18 protein-coding genes and 1 pseudogene are annotated in these 19656 nt (G+C 71.6%); 14 read left to right on the top strand and 5 right to left on the bottom strand.

Going from position 1 to position 19656, the window contains the following annotated elements; translation table 11 throughout:
- On the top strand, positions 1-864 hold an 864-nt coding region (locus GRC12_RS46760; RefSeq protein WP_308286641.1), incomplete at its 5' end, for an ABC transporter ATP-binding protein.
- On the opposite strand, the pseudogene GRC12_RS26480 reads toward GRC12_RS46760, so the two are convergent.
- Positions 787-1344 (bottom strand): annotated as a pseudogene (locus GRC12_RS26480) (response regulator); the annotation flags it as partial. The gene GRC12_RS46760 and the pseudogene GRC12_RS26480 overlap by 78 nt on opposite strands.
- Before the next feature lie 289 nt (positions 1345-1633).
- Between GRC12_RS26480 and GRC12_RS26475 the strand changes: the two are divergent.
- Positions 1634-3778 carry a PP2C family protein-serine/threonine phosphatase gene (locus GRC12_RS26475; RefSeq protein ID WP_208781866.1) on the top strand — a complete coding sequence of 715 codons (2145 nt, stop codon included), beginning with the start codon at positions 1634-1636 and terminating at the stop codon, positions 3776-3778.
- A 236-nt stretch (positions 3779-4014) separates the two neighbouring features.
- Here the strand turns inward: GRC12_RS26475 and GRC12_RS26470 are convergent, their stop codons facing one another.
- Entirely contained in the window at positions 4015-5478 is a 1464-nt protein-coding gene (locus GRC12_RS26470; RefSeq protein WP_208781865.1) for a S1 family peptidase, read from the bottom strand.
- Between the two features lie 190 nt (positions 5479-5668).
- Here GRC12_RS26470 and GRC12_RS26465 point away from each other — a divergent pair, with 190 nt between their 5' ends.
- The 5 genes from GRC12_RS26465 to GRC12_RS26445 all read left to right on the top strand — a co-directional run bounded on the left by GRC12_RS26465 (position 5669) and on the right by GRC12_RS26445 (position 12716).
- Positions 5669-6082, top strand: a complete 414-nt coding sequence (locus tag GRC12_RS26465; RefSeq protein WP_208781864.1) for a PaaI family thioesterase — start codon at positions 5669-5671, stop codon at positions 6080-6082.
- Between the two features lie 455 nt (positions 6083-6537).
- Positions 6538-6753 carry a type A2 lantipeptide gene (locus GRC12_RS26460; RefSeq protein ID WP_208781863.1) on the top strand — a complete coding sequence of 72 codons (216 nt, stop codon included), beginning with the start codon at positions 6538-6540 and terminating at the stop codon, positions 6751-6753.
- Between the two features lie 119 nt (positions 6754-6872).
- Entirely contained in the window at positions 6873-7679 is an 807-nt protein-coding gene (locus GRC12_RS26455) for an HlyD family efflux transporter periplasmic adaptor subunit (RefSeq protein WP_208781862.1), read from the top strand.
- Positions 7676-9898, top strand: a complete 2223-nt coding sequence (locus GRC12_RS26450) for an NHLP family bacteriocin export ABC transporter peptidase/permease/ATPase subunit (protein ID WP_208781861.1) — start codon at positions 7676-7678, stop codon at positions 9896-9898. Before GRC12_RS26455 ends, GRC12_RS26450 begins: the two co-directional genes overlap by 4 nt.
- A gap of 1 nt (position 9899) precedes the next feature.
- The gene (locus GRC12_RS26445; protein ID WP_208781860.1) at positions 9900-12716 is read left to right on the top strand and encodes an NHLP bacteriocin export ABC transporter permease/ATPase subunit; all 2817 of its coding nucleotides are present in this window, start codon (positions 9900-9902) and stop codon (positions 12714-12716) included.
- A gap of 10 nt (positions 12717-12726) precedes the next feature.
- Here the strand turns inward: GRC12_RS26445 and GRC12_RS26440 are convergent, their stop codons facing one another.
- Both GRC12_RS26440 and GRC12_RS26435 read right to left on the bottom strand, forming a co-directional pair.
- Positions 12727-13254, bottom strand: coding sequence for an SRPBCC family protein (locus GRC12_RS26440; protein WP_208781859.1), 528 nt, complete (start codon positions 13252-13254; stop codon positions 12727-12729).
- A gap of 6 nt (positions 13255-13260) precedes the next feature.
- The gene (locus GRC12_RS26435; protein WP_208781858.1) at positions 13261-13605 is read right to left on the bottom strand and encodes an ArsR/SmtB family transcription factor; all 345 of its coding nucleotides are present in this window, start codon (positions 13603-13605) and stop codon (positions 13261-13263) included.
- Between the two features lie 184 nt (positions 13606-13789).
- Between GRC12_RS26435 and GRC12_RS26430 the strand changes: the two genes are divergently transcribed.
- The 7 genes from GRC12_RS26430 to GRC12_RS26400 all read left to right on the top strand — a co-directional run bounded on the left by GRC12_RS26430 (position 13790) and on the right by GRC12_RS26400 (position 19188).
- On the top strand, positions 13790-15295 hold the full coding sequence (locus tag GRC12_RS26430) for an MFS transporter (protein WP_208781857.1): 1506 nt from the start codon (positions 13790-13792) through the stop codon (positions 15293-15295).
- A 149-nt stretch (positions 15296-15444) separates the two neighbouring features.
- Positions 15445-16452 (top strand): Ppx/GppA phosphatase family protein, encoded by a 1008-nt coding sequence (locus tag GRC12_RS26425; RefSeq protein ID WP_208781856.1) that lies wholly within the window; start codon positions 15445-15447, stop codon positions 16450-16452.
- A gap of 18 nt (positions 16453-16470) precedes the next feature.
- The gene (locus tag GRC12_RS26420; RefSeq protein ID WP_208781855.1) at positions 16471-16638 is read left to right on the top strand and encodes a hypothetical protein; all 168 of its coding nucleotides are present in this window, start codon (positions 16471-16473) and stop codon (positions 16636-16638) included.
- Between the two features lie 156 nt (positions 16639-16794).
- Positions 16795-17808, top strand: a complete 1014-nt coding sequence (locus tag GRC12_RS26415) for an iron-containing redox enzyme family protein (protein ID WP_208781854.1) — start codon at positions 16795-16797, stop codon at positions 17806-17808.
- 21 nt (positions 17809-17829) lie between these two features.
- Positions 17830-18483 (top strand): HemK2/MTQ2 family protein methyltransferase, encoded by a 654-nt coding sequence (locus tag GRC12_RS26410; RefSeq protein ID WP_308286640.1) that lies wholly within the window; start codon positions 17830-17832, stop codon positions 18481-18483.
- The gene (locus GRC12_RS26405) at positions 18464-18661 is read left to right on the top strand and encodes a CDGSH iron-sulfur domain-containing protein (protein ID WP_133043647.1); all 198 of its coding nucleotides are present in this window, start codon (positions 18464-18466) and stop codon (positions 18659-18661) included. Before GRC12_RS26410 ends, GRC12_RS26405 begins: the two co-directional genes overlap by 20 nt.
- A gap of 149 nt (positions 18662-18810) precedes the next feature.
- Positions 18811-19188, top strand: a complete 378-nt coding sequence (locus GRC12_RS26400) for an STAS domain-containing protein (protein WP_208781853.1) — start codon at positions 18811-18813, stop codon at positions 19186-19188.
- Positions 19189-19321: 133 nt separating this feature from the next.
- On the opposite strand, the gene GRC12_RS26395 is transcribed toward GRC12_RS26400, so the two are convergent.
- The coding region (locus GRC12_RS26395) for a subtilase-type protease inhibitor (protein WP_208781852.1) at positions 19322-19656 on the bottom strand (335 nt) is incomplete at its 5' end.

Here is a 19656-nt window from a genome sequence, read left to right as displayed (position 1 = left end):
GCCCTGTCCCTCGCCTCCGTCACCTTCGCCTACGGCCCCGCCGCCGCCCCCGTCATCCAGGACCTCGACCTCACCCTGCCGCCCGGCGCCCACCTGGCCGTGGTGGGGCCGAGCGGGATCGGGAAGTCGACGCTCACCGCGCTGGTCGCCGGGCTGCTGGAGCCGAGGTCCGGCTCCGTCCGGGTCTTCGGGGAGCCGGTGCCCTCGGCCCGGGCCGCCGCGCACCGGGTGCTCATCCCGCAGGAGGCGTACGTGTTCACCGGGACCCTCGCCGAGAACCTCGGATACCTGCGGCCCGAGCCCGTGCCGGATGCGGAACTGCTCGCCGCCGCGGAGGCGGTGGGGCTCGCCCCGCTGCTCGAGCGGCTCGGCGGGCCCGGGTCCCAGGTCGATCCGGCCGCGCTGTCCGCGGGGGAACGGCAGCTGATCGCGCTCACCCGGGCCTATCTGTCGTACGCCCCGCTCGCCCTGCTCGACGAGGCCACCTGTCATCTGGACCCGCAGGCGGAGGAGCGCGCGGAGCGGGCCTTCGCACAGCGACCCGGCGGCACGCTGGTCGTCGTCGCCCATCGCATCAGCTCGGCGCGGCGCGCGCGTCGGGTCCTGGTGCTGGACGGGCGGGGCACCGCCTGCGGATCCCACGACGAACTGGTGCGGTCCTCGCCCCTGTACCGGGACCTGGTCGGCAGCTGGGCGCCGGCGTCAGAGCCAGCCCTCCCCCTGCGAGATGCGGATCGCGTCGATGCGGTTGCGGGCGCCGGTCTTGCGGGTGATGGCCGCCATGTAGTTGCGCACCGTCCCGTTGGACAGGTGCAGGCTCCCGGCGATCTCCGCGACGGAGGCGCCCTCGGCGGCCAGGGATAACACACTCAGCTCACGCCGGGTCAGCGGCATCTGAGCCGCCTTGAGGAAGCCGAACCCCAGCGAGTCGTCGACGAAACGTTCCCCCTCGGCGACCCGGCGGATCGCGCGCACCAGGCGGTCCGGCGAACCCTCCTTGTCGACGTAGCCGAGCGCCCCCGCCTCCGCCGCCCGTTTCAGCAGCCCCGGCCTGCTCGCGCTGGCCAGGACCAGGAGTCTCGGCGGGATCCCGTCCCGGTCCCGGCGGCTCAGCTCACCGAGGAGCGGGATGCCGCATCCGTCCGAACTCTCCAGGTCCACCGCGCAGATGTCGGGCCGCAGCGCGCGCAGCCGGGCGGGCGCCCCCCGCCATGTCGTGTCCTCCACCCGCAGATCCGGTTCCCGGCGCAGCCACTCCGCCAGGACCGAACGCATCAGACACTCGTCGTGCACCAGAAGTACGCGGATCACTGCCCGTCCCTCAGATTCGTCCGACTCGTCCATGGTGTTGAGCGCGTGCCCATTGTTGGCGGCCCGCATCACCCGTGTGCGCGAAGAACCGGCCATCAGGGTGCGCGGGGGCGCGCACGGGGCGCCCGCACGCTGCCGCGCGCAACGACTAGGGTGGCATGGTCCGGGCCCGAAGGGGTACGCGGACGTTCTTCACCGAGGCGCGGTTCCGCCTGCCCGTCTTCGGGCCGCGCGGACGCGGCCGCCCCCCGCTCGCCGTGCGCGTCCGGTCCGCAGGGGGCAGATTTGATCCCTGGGACCCGCCGCCGAGCCGTGCGAGGAGGTGGTCGGCGTGTCCGACGGGCAGGGGGCCGCCCAGACGCCGGCGACCGTGCGGACGCGGGTGGGGCGACCGCTGCTCTCGCTGGCGCTGGCCTCGATGATGGACGAGGTGCACGCGCACTCCGGCGCGGTGTATCTGCTGGCGGCCGGTGAGCCGGTGCTGGAGATGGCCGTGATGGCGGGATTGCCGCGCGCGTTCGCGGCGCCGTGGGAACGGGTGGGGCTGAGCGCGCCGATCCCGGTCGCCGACGCGCTGCGCGAGCGGCGGCTGGTGTGGGTGGGCGGCGAGGAGGAGATGGCGGTCCGCTATCCCCGGATCGCCATGGTGCTGCCGTACCCCTTCGCGCTGGCCGCCGTGCCGGTGGCGACCGAGTCGACGGCCTACGGCGCCGTCTTCGTGACCTGGCCCGGCTCCCATCCGCCGGAGCTGTCGGACCGGGAGCGGGACCATCTCACGGCGGCCTGCGACCGGCTGGCGCTGCGGCTGGAGCGCGCCCTCCAGGAGAGCCGTCCGCCGCTGCCGGAGCCCGATCTGCTCGCCACGCCGGTGGTGGCCGGGGCGGCCGGCACGCTCGGCACCGTGGAGGCGGCGCGGATGGTGGCCAGGCTGCCGTACGGGCTGTGCTCCCTGGACCTGCACGGCCGGGTGGGCTTCGCCAACGCGGCCGCGGCCGAGCTGATCGGCGTCCCGGTCAGCAGACTGCTGGGCAACCAGCTCTGGGCCGCGGTGCCCTGGCTCAACGACCCGGTCTACGAGGACCGTTACCGTGCGGCGCTGCTCAGCCAGCACACGACGTCGTTCGTGGCGCTGCGGCCGCCCGGGGACTGGCTGTCGTTCCGGATGTATCCGAGTACGACCGGGCTGAGCGTGCGGGTGACCCGGGCGCGGGCGGTCACGGAGATGAACCGGGCAGGCCCGCAGCCCGGGGACGCCCCGTCCCGGCTGGTCACCATCTCGCAGATGCTGACGCTGGCGGGGGCGCTCACCGAGGCGGTGGGGGTGCAGGACGTGGTGCAGCTGGTCGCGGACGAGATCGCGCCGGCCGTCGGCAGTCAGGCGCTGGTCGTCCTCGGTTCCGAGGCGGGGCGGCTGCACGTGCTGGGGCACCGCGGGTATCCGGACGCGCGGATCGTGGAGCAGTTCGACGGGATGCCGCTGGCCCGGCCGACACCGGGCACGCACGCGCTGACCACCGGGGTGCCTGCGTTCTTCGCCTCCCGCGAGGAACTGGAGCGGCTGTACCCGGACGTACAGGCGCCTGAGGACGGCTTCGAAGCCTGGGCGTACCTTCCGCTGATCGCGTCCGGCAGGCCGGTGGGCACCTGTCTGCTGGCCTATGCCGAGCCGCACCCGTTCCCCGCGGACGAGCGGGCGGTGCTCACCAGCCTGGGCGGTCTGATCGCGCAGGCCCTGGAGCGGGCCCTGCTGTACGACGCCAAGCACCGGCTGGCGCACGGCCTGCAGCAGGCGCTGCTGCCGCACTCGCTGCCCTCGCTGCCCGGCGTCGAGGCGGCCTCGCGCTATCTGCCCGCCACCCAGGGCATGGAGATCGGCGGCGACTTCTACGACCTGGTGCCCACGCAGGGCGTGGCGGCCGCGGTGATCGGGGACGTGCAGGGGCACAACGTGACCGCGGCCGGGCTGATGGGCCAGATCCGCACCGCAGTGCGGGCGTACACGACCGTGGGGCAGGCTCCGGAGGAGGTCATGCGCAGCACCAACCGGCTGCTGATCGATCTGGGCGCCGACCTGTTCGCCAGCTGTCTGTATCTGCGGCTGGATCCGGCGCGCGGGCGGGCCGTGATGGCCCGGGCCGGTCATCCGCCGCCGCTGCTGCGGCGTCCGGACGGGCGGGTACGGGTGCTCGATCTGGCCGGCGGTCCGCTGCTCGGCATCGACGGCGCCGCCGCCTACCCGACGACGGAGGTGGGCCTGGCACCCGGCTCGGTGCTCGCGCTGTACACCGACGGGCTGATCGAGTCGCCGGGCGTCGACATCGAGGACGCGCTGGCGGACCTCGGGGAGCGGCTCGGGCAGGCCGGGGAGCTGCCGCTGGAGGAGCTGGCCGACCATCTGGTGCGGCACGACGACGGGACCCGCGAACGGCTGGACGACGTCGCGCTGTTGCTGCTGAGGGCGCGCTGAGCCTGCGGACGCGGGGCGGGATGACGTCCCGTCGCGTGGTGCGGTGCGCCGGCCAAGCGGACCCGATTCCCAGCTCGCCGCCCGAACCGCCCTCGCCGCAGGCTCTGTTGAGGCTTTTCGGGCCCAGGGCCTGCAACAGGCCCTGGACCGGCGGTGATCGCAAACGCGGTGCGGCCCGGCCCTCCCGCCGGAGGGCCGGGCCGTCCACTGTCGACCGGAACCGCGGGTCAGGCCGATCAGCGGGTCTGGGTGAGCGACGAGCCGTCGTTCGCGCCGGCCCCGGACTGGTCGCCGGTGCCGGTGCCCGACTGGTCACCGGTACCCGACTGGTCGCCGATCCCGGACTGGTCACCGGTACCCGACTGGTCGCCGATCCCGGACTGGTCGCCCGTGCCGGACTGGTCGCCGGTGCCGTCGGTGGCCGTCGCGGACGGGTCGGCCGAGCCGCCCACCGCGTCGCCGCCGCCCGCCTGGTCGCCGGCGCCGGTGCCGTCGGTCGCGGAGGCGGAGGGGTCGGCCGCGCCGCCCTGGTCGCCGGCGCCCGCGCCGCCGTTGCCCAGCGTGGCGCCCGTGGCCTGCAGGGCCGTGGTCACCGGCTGGAAGAAGGTCTCGCCGCCGGCGGTGCAGTCGCCGCTGCCGCCGGAGGTCATGCCGACCGCGCTGCCGTCCTGGGTGAACAGCGAGCCGCCGCTGTCGCCGGCCTCGGCGCAGACGTTGGTCTGGATGAGTCCGGTGACGGTGTCCACGCCGCCCGGATCGGTCTCGCTCTGGAAGTTGACCGTGGCGTCGAGGCCGGTGACCTGGCCGTCGTGCAGGCCCGTGGTGCTGCCCATGCGGAAGACCTGCTCGCCGACGGTGGCGTCCGCGGCCTGCGTGATCTGGACGGTCTGGCCGTTGCCGACGTTGACCTCGCTGGCGGCCTGGGTGTTGGGGTCGTCGTACTTGACCAGGGAGAAGTCACCGTCGCCGGGGAAGGTGGCCTGGTCCACGGTGGCGATGGGCTGGCCCGTCTCGGAGTCGGACCACTGCTTGGCGGCCACTCCGCAGTGACCGGCGGTCAGGAAGGCCGGACTGCCGTCGCTCGCGGTGACGTTGAAGCCGAGGGAGCAGCGGACCGTGCCGCCCTCCGCCTGGGCGAAGATGGCGTCGCCGCCCGAGACCAGGGTCTTGAAGGTGCCGGAGGCCTTCTTCACCGACGCCATGTCGGCGCCGAGGCTCTTGACCGTCGACGTCAGTCTGTCCCACTTGGCGCCGGTGACCGTGCTGTCGGCCGTGACGGCGAGCTTGTTGGTCTTCGGGTCGATCGCCCACGCCGTGCCCGGGATGGTCGCCTTGGCCTTGAGGGTCTGCGCCCCGGCCTTCAGCGCGGCGAGGCTGTTCTTGACCTCGCGGACCTTCGCGCCGGCCTTCTTCGCCTGCACCACCACGTTGTTGTCGCCGGATATGACGTTGACGACGAGCTGCTGGCTGCCCGAGTCGTAGTACGAACCGGCGAAGGCCTGACCGAGCAGCTGCTGGAGCTGCGCGGCGAGATCCGAGGCGTCCGTCGCCTTCAGGGTCTTGGGTGCGACGGCGGCGCCGTTCGACGAACCGTCCTGGGAGGCGTTGGCGTTGGGCAGCAGGATTGCGGCCGCGCCGAGCGCCACGACGCTGCCCGCCGCGATCGCGGCCTTACGCTTCGGAATTCGCTTGTGACTCAAACTTCTCGACCTCCTGGGGGGACCGGAGTCTTTGCCGCCGTTCGGCAGCTGTTCTGTTCTGGCGCCTGGATGGCTGTTGGTACGCAGGGGCCGCGTGGTGCGTTCAATTCCGTTTGCCAACTCTCTTTGCCGGATGCCGAATCGGCCATGACCCGCGTCTGACGCAGCGGCACGGGGAACAATCGCCCATATGACGATGACGACCGCCGAAGCCGACAAGATCCTCTCCGCCGATTTCGCCCCATGGGTGCTCGAGTTGGGCCTGCGTGTCGAGGCGGTGGGAGACGACCGGGCGATTCTGCGTCTGCCCTGGTCGGACCGCTTGTCGCGGGAGGGCGGAGGGCTGTCGGGACAGGCGCTGATGGCCGCCGCGGACACGGCGACGGTGATCGCGGTGTCGGCGGCGCGCGGGGCGTACGGACCCATGACGACGGTTCAGCAGTCGACGTCGTTCCAGCGCGCGGTGTCCGGTTCGGATGTCCTGATCGAGGCGGTCCTGAGCAAACTCGGCCGGCGCATGGCGTTTGCAGACATCACGATGACCGACGGGGACTCGGGCGAGATCGCCGCCCGCGCGAGCACGGTCTACGCGCTTCTGGGCTGAAACGGTCCGTAGCCGGTCGGCGACGGTCCGTCGTGAACAGCGCGCCGAATCCCGGCTTCAGAGAATCTGCACATTGAATACTCAACGAAGTCACGGCGGGCGAAGGTTCTGCACAAGCGCGTCCACTCCCCCATGCCATTGCGGCGGGAGTGTCGGATTCGCCTGACGATCAGCAAGAGCCGGGACGAGCCGATGCGGTGACGCATGTGAAGAACCTGCCACCGAGCCGTGCGCACTCCTGCACGGATCGGGGTCCCAGGGACTCAAGTTGCCTGGTGAGACGGTTGGTTGATTGGAAGCCCGGACCCGCAGCGTGCTTTGATCCATCGCACCGCGGGAGCCGCGAAGGGCTCCGGAGACGGACGCCCGGCACCCGCGGTCCGCGGTCGTCGCTCTGTCCCCAGAGGGGTGCCGCTCCCCCCTTATGAGATATCCATGTGAAGGGAAGTTCCATCATGAACTCCACCCCCCAGGTTGAGACCGTCGAGATCTCCGACGCCGAGCTCGACAACGTCTCCGGCGGCCTGTCCGTGAACGCCCTCGGCACCGTCACCGGCCTGGTGGACGGCATCGCCCCGGTTTCCGGCCTGGTCGACACGGTTGTCGGCACCGTCGAGGGTGTCACCGGCCTGAACACCGCCCCGGTCACCAACCTGGTCGCCGGTCTCTGATCGCACCTCCTGTGATCGTGAGTCCCGGAGCCGTTCGCCGGCTCCGGGGCTTGTCGTTGTCGTGAACCAGCCGGCTCGCCGAGCCGGTCCTTCCTCGTTTTCAGGTGAGGGAAAGTCCCGTGCAGTTCCGCCAACAGGCCCTCGCCAAGCTCCAGTCGCCGGAGGAACTCGACCTCCCCGTGCGCTTCGCCCGGCCGCAGGGCTGGCTCGCGCTGTCCGTGACGGTGGTCGCGGTGGCGGCCGCCTCGGTGTGGGCGGTGACCGGCTCGGTGGCCTCCACGGTCAGCGCGCCCGCCATCCTCACCCACGGACAGGGCAGTTACATCCTGCAGAGCCCGGTCGCGGGCCAGGTCACCGCCGTGCTGGCCGAGCAGGGCGAGCGACTGCCCGCCGGCTCCCCCGTCCTCAAGGTCAGGACGGCACAGGGCGACACCGTCGTCCGCACGGTCGCCGCGGGCCGGATCACCGGGCTCGCCGCCACCATCGGTCAGATCATCCAGACCGGCGCGAACGTGGCCGCCGTGGAGAAGGTCGCCCACGCATCCGACCCGCTGTACGCCACGGTGTACGTGCCCGCCGAGAACGCCGCCTCCATCCCCGCGGACGCCGGGGTCGACCTGACCGTCTCCTCGGTGCCCACCCAGACGTACGGCGTGCTGCGCGGGCACGTGAAGTCGGTGGACCGCTCCGCGGAGTCGGCCCAGCAGATAGCCGCGTTCCTCGGGGACAGCCAGTTGGGCGAGCAGTTCACCAAGAAGGGCCGTCCGGTGGCCGTACTCGTGAAGCTGGACAAGTCCTCGGCGACGAAGAGCGGTTACCGGTGGTCGTCCAAGGACGGCCCGCCGTTCGGCCTCACCTCCATGACCATGGCCTCGGGCTCGATCCGGCTGGCCGACCAGCGTCCCGTCGATTGGCTGCTGCCGTGAGCACCGCACAGGAGACCCGGAGCAGGCGCCGCTCCGCTCCGCCCAAGCGCCCGGTCCCCAAGGGCAGGGCGAAGACCGTCCGCACGCCGACGGTCCTGCAGATGGAGGCCGTGGAGTGCGGCGCCGCCTCCCTCGCCATGGTGCTCGGCCACTACGGCAGGCACGTCCCGCTGGAGGAACTGCGCATCGCCTGCGGTGTCTCCCGGGACGGCTCACGGGCCAGCAACCTGCTGAAGGCGGCGCGCAGTTACGGCCTGACGGCCAAGGGCATGCAGATGGACACGGCCGCCCTCGCCGAGGTGCGGACCCCCGCCGTGCTGTTCTGGGAGTTCAACCACTACGTCGTCTACGACGGCATGGGCCGTCGCTTCGGCCGGCGCGGTGTCTTCATCAACGACCCCGGCAAGGGCCGCCGTTTCGTGCCGATGGAGGACTTCGACGGCAGCTTCACCGGTGTCGTGCTGGTGATGGAGCCCGGCGAGGGCTTCACCCGGGGCGGCCGCAGGCCCGGCGTCCTCGGCGCGATGCCGGCCCGGCTGCGCGGCACGGCGGGCACCATGCCGGCCGCGGTGCTGGCGAGCCTGCTGCTCGTCCTGGTCGGGGCGGCGGTGCCGGCGCTGAGCCGTACCTATATCGACATGTTCCTGATCGGCGGTCAGACCTCGCTGCTGGGGGTGCTGTTCGCGTCGATGGGCGCGTGCGTGTTGTTCACCGTCCTGCTGACCTGGCTGCAGCAGGCCAACCTGCTGCACGGCCGCATCATCTCCTCCACCCTCTCCAGCGCCCGTTTCCTGCGCCATCTGCTGCGGCTGCCGGTGACGTTCTTCGCCCAGCGCAGCCCGGCCGACCTGGTGCAGCGGCTGCAGTCCAACGACCAGGTGGCCGAGACCCTGGCCCGCGACCTCGCGGCGGCGGGCGTCGACGCGGTGGTCGTCGTCCTGTACGCCGTCCTCCTCTACACCTACGATCCGCAGCTGACCTTCGTCGGCATCGGCGTCGCGCTGCTGAACATCGTCGCGATGCGGGTCGTCGTCCGGCTGCGGGCCACGCGTACGGCGAAGCTGCGCGCGGACAGCGCCCGGCTCACCAACACCGCATACACGGGCCTGCAGTTGATCGAGACGATGAAGGCGACCGGTGGCGAGGACGGCTACTTCCGCAAGTGGGCCGGACAGCACGCCACGACGCTGGAGGAGCAGCAGCGGCTCGGGGTGCCGAGCGCCTGGCTGGGCGTGGTCGCGCCGACGCTGGCCTCGCTCAACAGCGCGGTGATCCTGTGGGTCGGCGGCATGCGCGCGGTCGAGGGCGGTATCTCGGTGGGCCTGCTGGTCGCCTTCCAGTCGCTGGTCACCCGCTTCACCGCTCCCATCACCCGCCTCAACGGCGTCGCGGGCCGCATCCAGGACTTCGCCGCCGACGTGGCCCGCCTGAAGGACGTCGAGAACTTCCAGGCCGACCCGCTCTACGGGCGTCCGGGCGCCGGCGACTCCACGCGCCGGCTGCACGGCCATGTCGAGCTGCAGAACATCACCTTCGGCTACAACCCGCTCGACAAGCCGCTGCTGGCGGGCTTCGACCTCACGGTCGGCCCGGGCCAGCAGGTGGCCCTGGTCGGTGGCTCGGGCAGCGGCAAGTCGACCGTCTCCCGCCTGATCTCGGGTCTGTACTCCCCCTGGGAGGGCGTGATCCGCATCGACGGTCAGCGCCTGGACGACATCCCGCGCGGGGCGCTGGCCGCCTCGGTCTCCTTCGTCGACCAGGAGGTCTTCCTCTTCGAGGGCTCGGTCCGCGACAACGTGGCGCTGTGGGACCCCTCGATCCCGGACGACGCGGTGATCGACGCGCTGCGGGACGCGGCCCTGTACGACGTGGTGACGCGCCGGCCGGGCGGCATCCACAGCAAGGTCGAGCAGGACGGCCGCAACTTCTCCGGCGGTCAGCGTCAACGCCTGGAGATCGCACGGGCGTTGGTGCGCCGGCCCAGCATCCTGGTCCTGGACGAGGTGACCAGCGCGCTGGACGCGGAGACCGAGCAGGTCGTGATGGACAACCTGCGCCGGCGCGGCTGCGCCTGCGTGGTGATCGCGCACCGGCTCAGCACCGTGCGCGACAGCGACGAGATCGTCGTCCTGCAGCACGGCACGATCGTGGAACGCGGACGGCACGAGGACCTGGTGGCACGCGGCGGCGCGTACGCGGCGCTGGTCAGGGAGCGATGAGATGACGACGGCACACGAAGGCGACCTGGTACTCGGCGCCCTCGGCTCCCTGGGCAGCCGGATCGACTGCTCGGGCCTGACCCGGCTCGATCTGGAGGGCCCGCAGGTGCTGTGGCTGGTCGCGGCCGGCAGCCTGGACCTGTTCGCGGTGGACGCCGTGCAGCAGGGCCACTGGCACCACCTCGGCCGGCTGGAGGCGGGCGCACTGGTCCTCGGCCCGGTCCTCGGGCCCCAGCACACCCTGGTCGCCCGTCCGTTGCGCGACTGCGTGGTCCACCGCATCGGCCTGCGCGAGCTGTACCAGACGGCCGACACCCAGACCTGGTCCTACGACGAGTACGGCAACCCGCAGTACGTCCCGCCGACCACCAGCCCCTTGGAGTACGCGCTCGCGCTCGGTGTCGGCCGTGGGCTGACCGTCCTCTTCCAGGCGCCGATGGCGACCGACCGGGCCACGGAGGTCACTGACGACGACGTGTTCTGGATGCAGGTGCCGCCGGGCAGCGTCCAGTACGGCTCGCTGTACGGCGCCGAGGCGGCGGCCGACCTGCTGATGGACCCGGCGGTGTGGCAGAGCATGGTCGACCAGCAGTACCGGCTGCTGACCACGCTGGACCGCTGGATCGAGCAGGTGGAGCGCACCCACGAGACCCGGACGGCCGCCGGGATCAAGGCGGGTGAGGCCGTCCGCGCCCAGGCCGACCGGACGCTGCTGGCCTCGATCGGCAAGTCCTCCGCCCAGCGCACCACGCCCGCCGACGCCGACGCGAGCTACGCGGCGTGCAAGCTGGTCGCCGAGGCGGCCGGCATCCAGCTCGCCGACCGCGCGCAGAGCGGGACGGGAAGCGACCGGCTCGACCCGGTGGAGCAGGTGGCCGTCGCCTCCCGGGTGCGCACGAGGGCCGTACGCCTCGACGGCCGCTGGTGGCGGGACAACATCGGGCCGCTGGTGGGCCACCGCGCCCTGTCGGGTGCGCCGGTCGCGCTGCTGTGGCGGCGCGGCGGCTATGTGGCCGTCCATCCGTCGACCGGACGCGAGACGCCGATCGAGAAGGCCAACGCGGAGGAGTTCGAGCCGCGTGCGGTGATGTTCTACCGTCCGCTGCCCGACCGGACGTTGAGCCCGCTGCGGCTGCTGCGGTTCAGCATGCGCGGCACCGGCGGTGACCTCGTGAACCTGCTGGCCAGTGGTCTGGTGACGGTGGCGATCGGGGCGCTGGTGCCCATCGCCACGGGCAAGGTGCTGGGCGAGTTCGTGCCGAGGGCCCAGACGAACCTGATCGTGCAGGTCTGTCTCGCGGTGATGCTGACCAGCGTGGTGGCGGCGGCCTTCATGCTGCTGGAGAACCTCACCATCCTCCGGCTGGAGGGCCGTATCGAGGCCACGCTCCAACCGGCCGTCTGGGACCGGCTGTTGCGGTTGCCCACGAAGTTCTTCACCGAGCGTTCCACGGGTGAGCTGGCGAGCGCGGCCATGGGCATCAGCGCGATCCGCCGCATGATGGCGGGCATCGGACCGGTCGTCGCGCAGTCGGTGACCGTCGGCGCGATGAACCTGGGCCTGCTGTTCTGGTACAGCCCGTCGATGGCCATGGCGGCGATCGGCATGCTGGTCGTCATCGCGGGCGCCTTCCTCGGGCTCGGTCTGTGGCAGGTGCGCTGGCAGCGCAGGCTGGTCGTGCTGAACAACAAGCTGAACAACCAGGCCTTCCAGACCCTGCGCGGTCTGCCGAAGCTCAGGGTCGCCGCGGCCGAGAACTACGCGTACGCGGCCTGGGCGGCACAGTTCGCCCGCAGCCGGGAGCTGCAGCAGAGGGTCGGCCGTATCAAGAACCTCACCACGGTGATGGGCGCGGTCTATCTGCCGCTGTGCACGCTGCTGATGTTCATGCTGCTCGCGGGGCCGGCGCGCGGGGTGATGTCGGCTGCCGCGTTCCTCACCTTCAACACCTCGGTGACGATGCTGCTGACCTCGGTCACCCAGCTGACCGGCGCGTTCGTGTCGGTGGTGGCCGCGCTGCCGCTGTTCGAGGAGATCAAGCCGGTGCTGGAGGCGACGCCGGAGGTGCGCGCGGCGAGCACCCGGCCGGGTCCGCTGACGGGGGCGATCGAGGCGCGCCGGCTGTCCTTCCGGTACGCGGACGACGGGCCCCTCGTCCTGGACGACGTGTCCTTCGAGATACGTCCGGGTGAGTTCGTGGCGATCGTCGGACCGAGCGGCTGCGGCAAGTCGACGCTGCTCAGGCTGCTGATCGGCTTCGACAAGCCGGTCTCGGGCAGTGTCCTGTACGACGGCCAGGACCTGGCCGCTCTCGACCAGTCGGCGGTGCGCCGGCAGTGCGGGGTGGTGCTTCAGCACGCGCAGCCCTTCACCGGCTCGATCCTGGACGTCATCTGCGGCACCGAGCCGTACACGCCGGAGGAGGCGATGGCGGCGGCCGAGATGGCGGGGCTCGCCGACGACATCAAGCGGATGCCGATGGGGCTGCACACCATCGTCTCGGGCAGCGGCGCGGTCTCCGGTGGCCAGCGTCAACGCCTCATGATCGCGCAGGCGTTGATCCGCCGGCCGCGGATCCTGTTCTTCGACGAGGCCACCAGCGCCCTGGACAACGAGACGCAGCGCACGGTGATCGAGTCGACGAAGGCCCTGAACGCGACGCGGGTCGTCATCGCGCACCGCCTCTCGACCGTTCTGGACGCCGACCGCGTCATCGTGATGGAGGACGGCAAGGTGGCCCAGCAGGGCCCGCCCGCGCAGCTGCTGGCGGACACGGGCGGGCGGCTGCACGAGCTGGTGCGGCGGCAGATGGCCTGAGACCTCACTGTCAGTCGAGGCCGGGAACGGGCGCTCCCGAGGGCACACCGGCCTCGATGTAGCCGTCGTAGAACTCCTTCCAGGGTTTTCCGGCCCCGGTGTGCGGCCCCTCGGACCGCTCGTCCCGTGCCCTCGCGTCCAGGGCGGCCAGGCACACCTCCCAGCCGGCTCCGTTGCGGGCGGCGGTGTCGGCGGACTGGAGCACGTTGGTCAGGGTGAAGCGGGTACGGCCGTCGTCCAGGGCCTCCAGGTCGAAGTGGAGTTCGTCGCCGCCCCACTCGAAGGACAGGTGGCGCGGCTCGTCGAGCGCGAGCACCCGGCCCGTGGACTCGGGCATGTTCGGGTCGCCGGTGAAGGTGATCGTGCCGCCGGGGCGCGGGTCGATCTCGGCGCGGGACGGGAACCAGTGGGCGAGTTCCGCGGGGTCGGTGACGAACTGCCAGACGCGCCCGATCGGATGGTCGTAGACGCGGCTGAAGCGGACCGCCGGGCGGCCGTCGTCCAGGGTCAGATAGGTGCCGGTGAGATCAGCGGCCATGGTGGATCAGTCCTTCGGGGCGGGTTCCTCGGGATCGTCCGGCGCCGTCCGGTCGAGGCGGCGGCCCAGCTCGTCCAGGCTGCGGTTCCACAGCCGTCGGTACGGCGCGAGCCATGCGTCGAGCTCGGCGATGGGGGCCGGGTCCAGGGCGTAGACACGGCGCTGCGCGTCCTGCCGGACCCGGACCAGGCCGGCCTCCCGCAGCACCCTGAGGTGCTTGGAGGTGCTCGGCTGGCTCAGCCCGCATGCCTCCACGATCTCGCCGACGGGCCGCGGCCGCTCAAGGAGCAGCGCGACGATGGCCCGCCGGTGCGGATCGGCGAGGGCGGTCCAGAGCGAGGCGTCGGACATGGTTCCCAATATGCCTCCACAGTTATATTCCGGTCAAGGAATAAGAGACGGAGAACACATCTAACGAAACGTTGCCGTTTCGCTCAGCAAGGAGCTAGGCTGCAGGTGTACGAAACCGTTTCGTTCAAAGCCTTCCTTTCGGTTGTCACCGTCCAACCCGAACGACTTCCCTGGAGTGGTTCTCATGTCCGAGAAGACCCTGGCCGAGAGTGCCGAAGTCGGCACCCTCGCCGAACCCGAACACCCCTCGTCGTCGAAGCGGTGGTGGATCCTCGCGGTCATCGCCGTCGCCCAGCTGATGGTGGTGCTCGACGCGACGATCGTGAACATCGCGCTGCCCTCCGCACAGAAGGACCTCGGCTTCTCCGACGGCAACCGGCAGTGGATCGTCACCGCGTACGCCCTCGCTTTCGCTTCCCTCCTCCTGCTCGGCGGCCGGATAGCCGACCTGTTCGGCCGCAAGACGGCCTTCCTCATCGGTGTGGCCGGCTTCGCCGCGGTCTCCGCGCTCGGCGGCGCCGCCAACAGCTTCGGGATGCTCGTCACCGCGCGCGCCCTCCAGGGTGTCTTCGGCGCGCTGCTCGCGCCTGCCGCGTTGTCCCTGCTCAACACGACCTTCACCGATGCCAAGGAACGCGCGAAGGCGTTCAGCGTCTACGGTGCGATCGCCGGGGCCGGCGGTGCGGTGGGCCTGCTGCTCGGCGGGATCCTGACCGACGCCTTCGACTGGCGCTCGACGCTGTTCGTGAACGTCGTCATCGCCGTGGTCGCCTTCGTCGGCGGCTGGATCCTGCTGACCAACCACCGTGACGCCGCGAACGGCAAGCTGGACATGCCCGGAACGGTTCTCGTCGCCGCCGGTCTGTTCGCGCTGGTCTACGGCTTCTCCAACGCCGAGACGCACGACTGGGGCTCGGCGCTGACCTGGGGCTTCCTGATCGCCGGCGGTGCACTGCTGGCCGCCTTCGCCTGGTGGCAGACCAAGGCCACGCACCCGCTGCTGCCCCTGCGCATCCTGCTCGACCGCAACCGGGCCGCCTCGTTCGTCGCGGTGCTGATCTCGGCCGGCGGCATGTTCGGTGTCTTCCTCTTCCTCACCTACTACCTCCAGCTCAACCTCGGCTTCAGCCCCACCAAGACCGGCGTGGCCTTCCTGCCGATGGTCGCGGCCCTGATGGTGGCCTCCCAGATCGGCACCACGGTCGTGCTGCCGCGCATCGGGCCGAAGGCGGTCGTGCCGCTGGGCTTCGCGGTCGCCGCCGCCGGCATGGCCTGGCTCACCGGGATAGGCATCGGCTCCAGCTATGTCAGCGACGTGCTGCCCCAGCTGATCGTGACCGGTGCGGGCCTCGGCCTGGTCATGCCGGCGGCGATGCAGCTGGCCACCAGCGGAGTCGCCGCGGAGGACGCGGGTGTGGCCTCCGCGACGGTCAACGCCATGCAGCAGGTGGGCGGTTCGATCGGTACGGCGCTGCTGAACACCCTCGCCGCCAGCGCCGCCACGAACTACCTCAGCGGTCGGGACGCCACCAGCAAGCTGGTGCAGGCCCAGGCGACGATCGAGAGCTACACCACCGCCTTCTGGTGGTCGGCGGGTCTGTTCGCCGGGGGTGCCGTGATCGCCTTCCTGCTCTACCGCCGCGGAGTGCCCGAGCAGGACGCGGACGCCGCGCCGGTCATCCACATGTGATCACCTCCGGCTGAGCCGCCCGGACCGAGGGGCCGCCGTCTGCAGGGAGACGGCGGCCCCTCTTCGCGTGCCGTGTCTTCCGAGGATCGAGACCAGGGTGAGACCACCGGCGAGCTTTGGTCTGCGCACAATCGGGTACCCACGGGCCCATGCGAATCAGCGTGGTGGATGTGGGGTCGAACACGGTCCGGCTCGTGGTGGCGGACGCGGAGGGCGGAGTGCCACTGCCGGTGCACACGGCGAAGTGGCGGCTGAGGCTGTCTGAACATGTCAAGCCGGGGAGCGACATCCCGCAGGAGGACGTGGAACGGCTGGTCGAAGCGGTCGGCGAGGCGAGCCGCACCGCGAGCCGCTGGGGTGCGGCCGGGCCACTGGCCTTCGCCACCGCCGTGGTACGGGCCGCCCCGAACCGGCAGGAGGTACTGCGCGCCGTCCGCTCGCGTACCGGGGTCGGGCTGTGCGTACTGCCCGGCGAGGTCGAGGCCGAACTGACCTTCCTCGGCGCGCGTCGCTGGATGGGCTGGCGGTCGGGACCGCTCGCCCTGCTGGACATCGGCGGAGGCTCCCTCGAAGTGGCCTTCGGACGGGGCCGGTTGCCGGACTTCGTGGCCTCCCTGCCCCTCGGGGCGGGCCGGCTCACGCACGAGTTCTTCCCGGACCAGGACGCTCCCACCCCCGAGCAGGTACGCGCCCTGCGCCGCAAGATCCGCCATCAACTGCGGGACGTCGCGGCGCGGATCCGCTGGGAGGGACCGCGCACCGCGGTCTTCACCTCCCGCACCTTCCAGCAGCTCGGCCGGCTGTGCGGGGCGGCGCCCGGGCGCCACGGACCGTTCGTGGAACGGGAGTTGCACCGCAGAGACCTGCGGCTGGCCGCCGATCGGCTGGCCGCGCTGCCCGTCGCCGAACGCGCCCTGCTGCCCGGCATCTCCGCGCCGCGCGCCGCGCAGAGCCTGGCGGGGGCGGTCGTCGGCCACACCGCGATGAAGCTGACCGGCCTCAAGTCGGTCAGCGTCTGCCCGTGGGCGATCCGCGAGGGAGTGCTGCTGCGCCACATCGAGGACGGGCCGTCCTGGTGGGCGGAGGTCATCCGGCTCAACGAGGCGCCGGTGGCGCCGGAGCCCGTGCCGCTGCGGATCGCTGCCGCGACGAGTTGAGGAGAGGTGGGAGTTTTCGTGTCGCGAGACGACAAGAACAAGGATGAGCAGACGGACACGGCGCTGGAGGAGGTTCTGCGCGAGATCGAGGACGCGGAGACGGGGGGCTCCGCCCGGCACGAGGGGAAGGCGGGGGATGCGATCACGCCCAATGCGGAGGCGCAGGAAGAGTCCGACCGGGAATGACGCCGTCGGATGTGCCGCGGTGGGTGGAATGGCGGGTGCCGCGCCGTTGTGGCTGGTCGCGCCCCGCGGCGGAGCCGCACAATGACACAACCCCGCGCCCCTGCGGGGCGCCACTGTTGCTGGGGTGGCGAGGTGCCGTTCGGGTACTCGGGCGGCATGAAGCACGACTGTGAAGGGCCGCTGCTGCCCGCTTCCCGGGGGCCCGTTTCCGCCGGCGTCAAGGAGTATCTGGTGGGGGGCGGGGGACTGCCCCGGGACGAGGACGTGGCCGGGGCCGGGGTGTATGGGGACGATCTCCAGCTGGCTCTGTATCTCTGTTACGAGCTGCACTATCGCGGGTTCACCGGGGTCGGGCCGGAGCGGGAGTGGGATCCGGATCTGCTGCGGGTGCGGGCGCGCCTCGAGCACCGGTTCCTGACCGCGCTGCGCGCCGACACCCAGGTGCACGACACGGTCGAGGACGCGCTCGGCGAGTTGCTCGTCGAGCCCGTCGACGGCGCCGGTGTCTCCCATTTCCTGCGCGACGAGGGCGAGTTGTGGCAGGTGCGGGAGTACGCTGCCCAGCGGTCGCTCTACCACCTCAAGGAGGCCGACCCGCATGCCTGGGTGCTGCCGCGGCTCGCGGGGCGGGCCAAGGCGGCGATGGCCGCGGTGGAGTTCGACGAGTTCGGCGGCGGCCGCCCCGACAGAGTGCACGCCCGGCTGTTCGCCGACCTGATGACCGACCTCGGCCTGGACACGACGTACGGCCGCTATCTCGACGCGGCGAGCGCGGAGATGCTGGTCACCGTCAACCTGATGTCCCTCTTCGGCCTGCACCGGGCCCTGCGCGGTGCCCTGGTCGGCCACTTCGCCGCGGTCGAGATCACCTCCTCCCCCGGCTCCCGGCGGCTCGCCGAGGCGATGCGCCGCACCGGAGCGGGTCCAGCCGCCGAGCACTTCTACGACGAGCACGTCGAGGCGGACGCCGTCCACGAACAGGTCGTACGCCAGGACGTCATCGGCGGTCTGCTGGCCGACGAGCCGCACCTCGCGCCTGACGTGGCGTTCGGCATCGACGCGACCGGATACGTCGAGGACCGCTTCGCCGGCCGGCTGCTGGAGGACTGGCGGGCCGGCCGGTCGTCCCTGCGGACGGGCGACCTTTCGGAAATCTCCTTTATTTCGTGACGGCCGGGGTACCTGAGCCCGGTGAATCCACTGGTACCCCCGGGTGTGTACGCCCCGCAGGAAGACACCGACCTCCTGGTCGGAGCCCTGTCCGAGGAACCTCTCGCGCCGGGTGCGCACGTCCTGGACGTGGGCACCGGAAGCGGAGCCCTGGCGCTCGCCGCAGCCCGCCGTGGCTCGCGGGTGACGGCCGTCGACGTGTCCTGGCGGGCGGTGTGCACCGCGCGCGTGAACGCGTGGCTCGCCGGACTGCCGCTGCACATCCGGCGCGGAAACCTCTTCGCACCCGTGCGGGGTCAGTCGTTCGACCTGATCCTGTCCAACCCGCCCTATGTGCCCACCCCGAAGCACCGCGTGGCGCCGCGCGGTGCGGCCCGGGCCTGGGACGCGGGCGGGGACGGCCGGCTGGTCGTCGACCGGATCTGCCGGGAGGCGCCGGATCTGCTGCGCCCCGGCGGAGTGCTGCTGATGGTCCACTCCGCGCTCAGCGGACCCGACCGCACGCTCGACCACCTGCGGGCCGCGGGCCTCAAGGCGGCCGTGACGGGGCGCCGCAGGATCGCGCTCGGTCCCGTGCTGCGCAAGAGAGAGCACTGGCTGCGGGAGCAGGGGCTGCTGTCGGCCGCCGAGGAGAAGGAAGAGCTGGTGATCGTCCGTGCCGAACTCCCCGTCTGACTCCCCTCGCCGTATCAGGATCCAGCGCAAGGGCCCGCTGCTCGTGGAGGGCCCGGTGGAGGTGGAACTGGAGGACGGCAGCACGGTCGCCTCCGACCGCTTCCGGGTCGCGCTGTGCACCTGCCGCCGCAGTCGCCGCTTCCCGTGGTGCGACACCAGCCATCGGGACCGCGCCTGACTGATCAAACTGACTGAATGTCAAGCACTTTCATGGGCATTCACCTTGTCGAGTGAACCAGATCTTGCGGGCCGCGCCGCAGGGATGTTTCCGCGCGAGCCGGGGTAACTACGGGGATCGAATGCGCCCCTTGCCCCGGTGGAGCGGCCATGACCCCGGATGCGGACGACCGTGCCCTCGAACATCCCGCGCCCAATCCCCATGCCCGCACCCGGACCTCGGGCCGGTTCACCGTCATCGAGGTCGCGGGCGAGATCGACCTGGCCACCGCGGGGTTCCTCGCCGAGCACCTGGACGCGGCGACCGCCCGGCCGTTGCCGGACGTGCTGGTCGACCTGCGGTACGTCGCCTTCTTCGACTGCTCCGGACTGCGCGTCCTGTGCCGGGCCGAGACCCGGGCCCGGGAGCGCGAGGGGCGGCTGCGGGTCGTCTGCGACCAGCCGCGCATCCGTCGGCTGTTCGCCGATACGGGTCTGCTGAAACGCTTTCCGCCCCTCCCCGGCGTTCCCGGGGAGGGGCGGAGGTGATGCCAGGGGTCGGCGGGCGGCCCCACTCCGCCCTGCCGACCCCTGGTGCGAGATCGCTGGGTACCCCACGACGGAGGCCCACACTCCCCATCCGCGGGCCTCTCAGGTGCCCGGGGACCGCGCGATCCCGGTCTCAGAAGGCGAAGACGTCGCTCGTGTAGGCGTCCTTCACGCACTGGTTGGCGAAAGTGCGCTGGTAGGAGACGCGTTTGCCCTGCCAGACGCCGTCGGCGGTCACGACGACGGGGTCGTACAGCTTGGTGCACAGCACGTCGTCCCTGGGCGCCAGGGCGTCGGGACCGCCGGCGGCGCGCAGTTCGGCGCAGGCCAGGGCGGCGGCCGGATGGGTGCCGGAGGGCGTGGGGGCGCAGCTCAGCGTGACCGCGCGCTGCGGGGTCACGGTGGCGGCGCTGTCGCCGTGCCCGATGGTGAGCACCAGGGCCGAGGGGGCGTAGAGCGAGGCGGGGG

The sequence above is a fragment of the Streptomyces griseorubiginosus genome, from assembly GCF_017614965.1.
Lineage (GTDB): Bacteria > Actinomycetota > Actinomycetes > Streptomycetales > Streptomycetaceae > Streptomyces > Streptomyces griseorubiginosus_B.
This window is presented reverse-complemented; position numbering and strand designations above follow the sequence as displayed.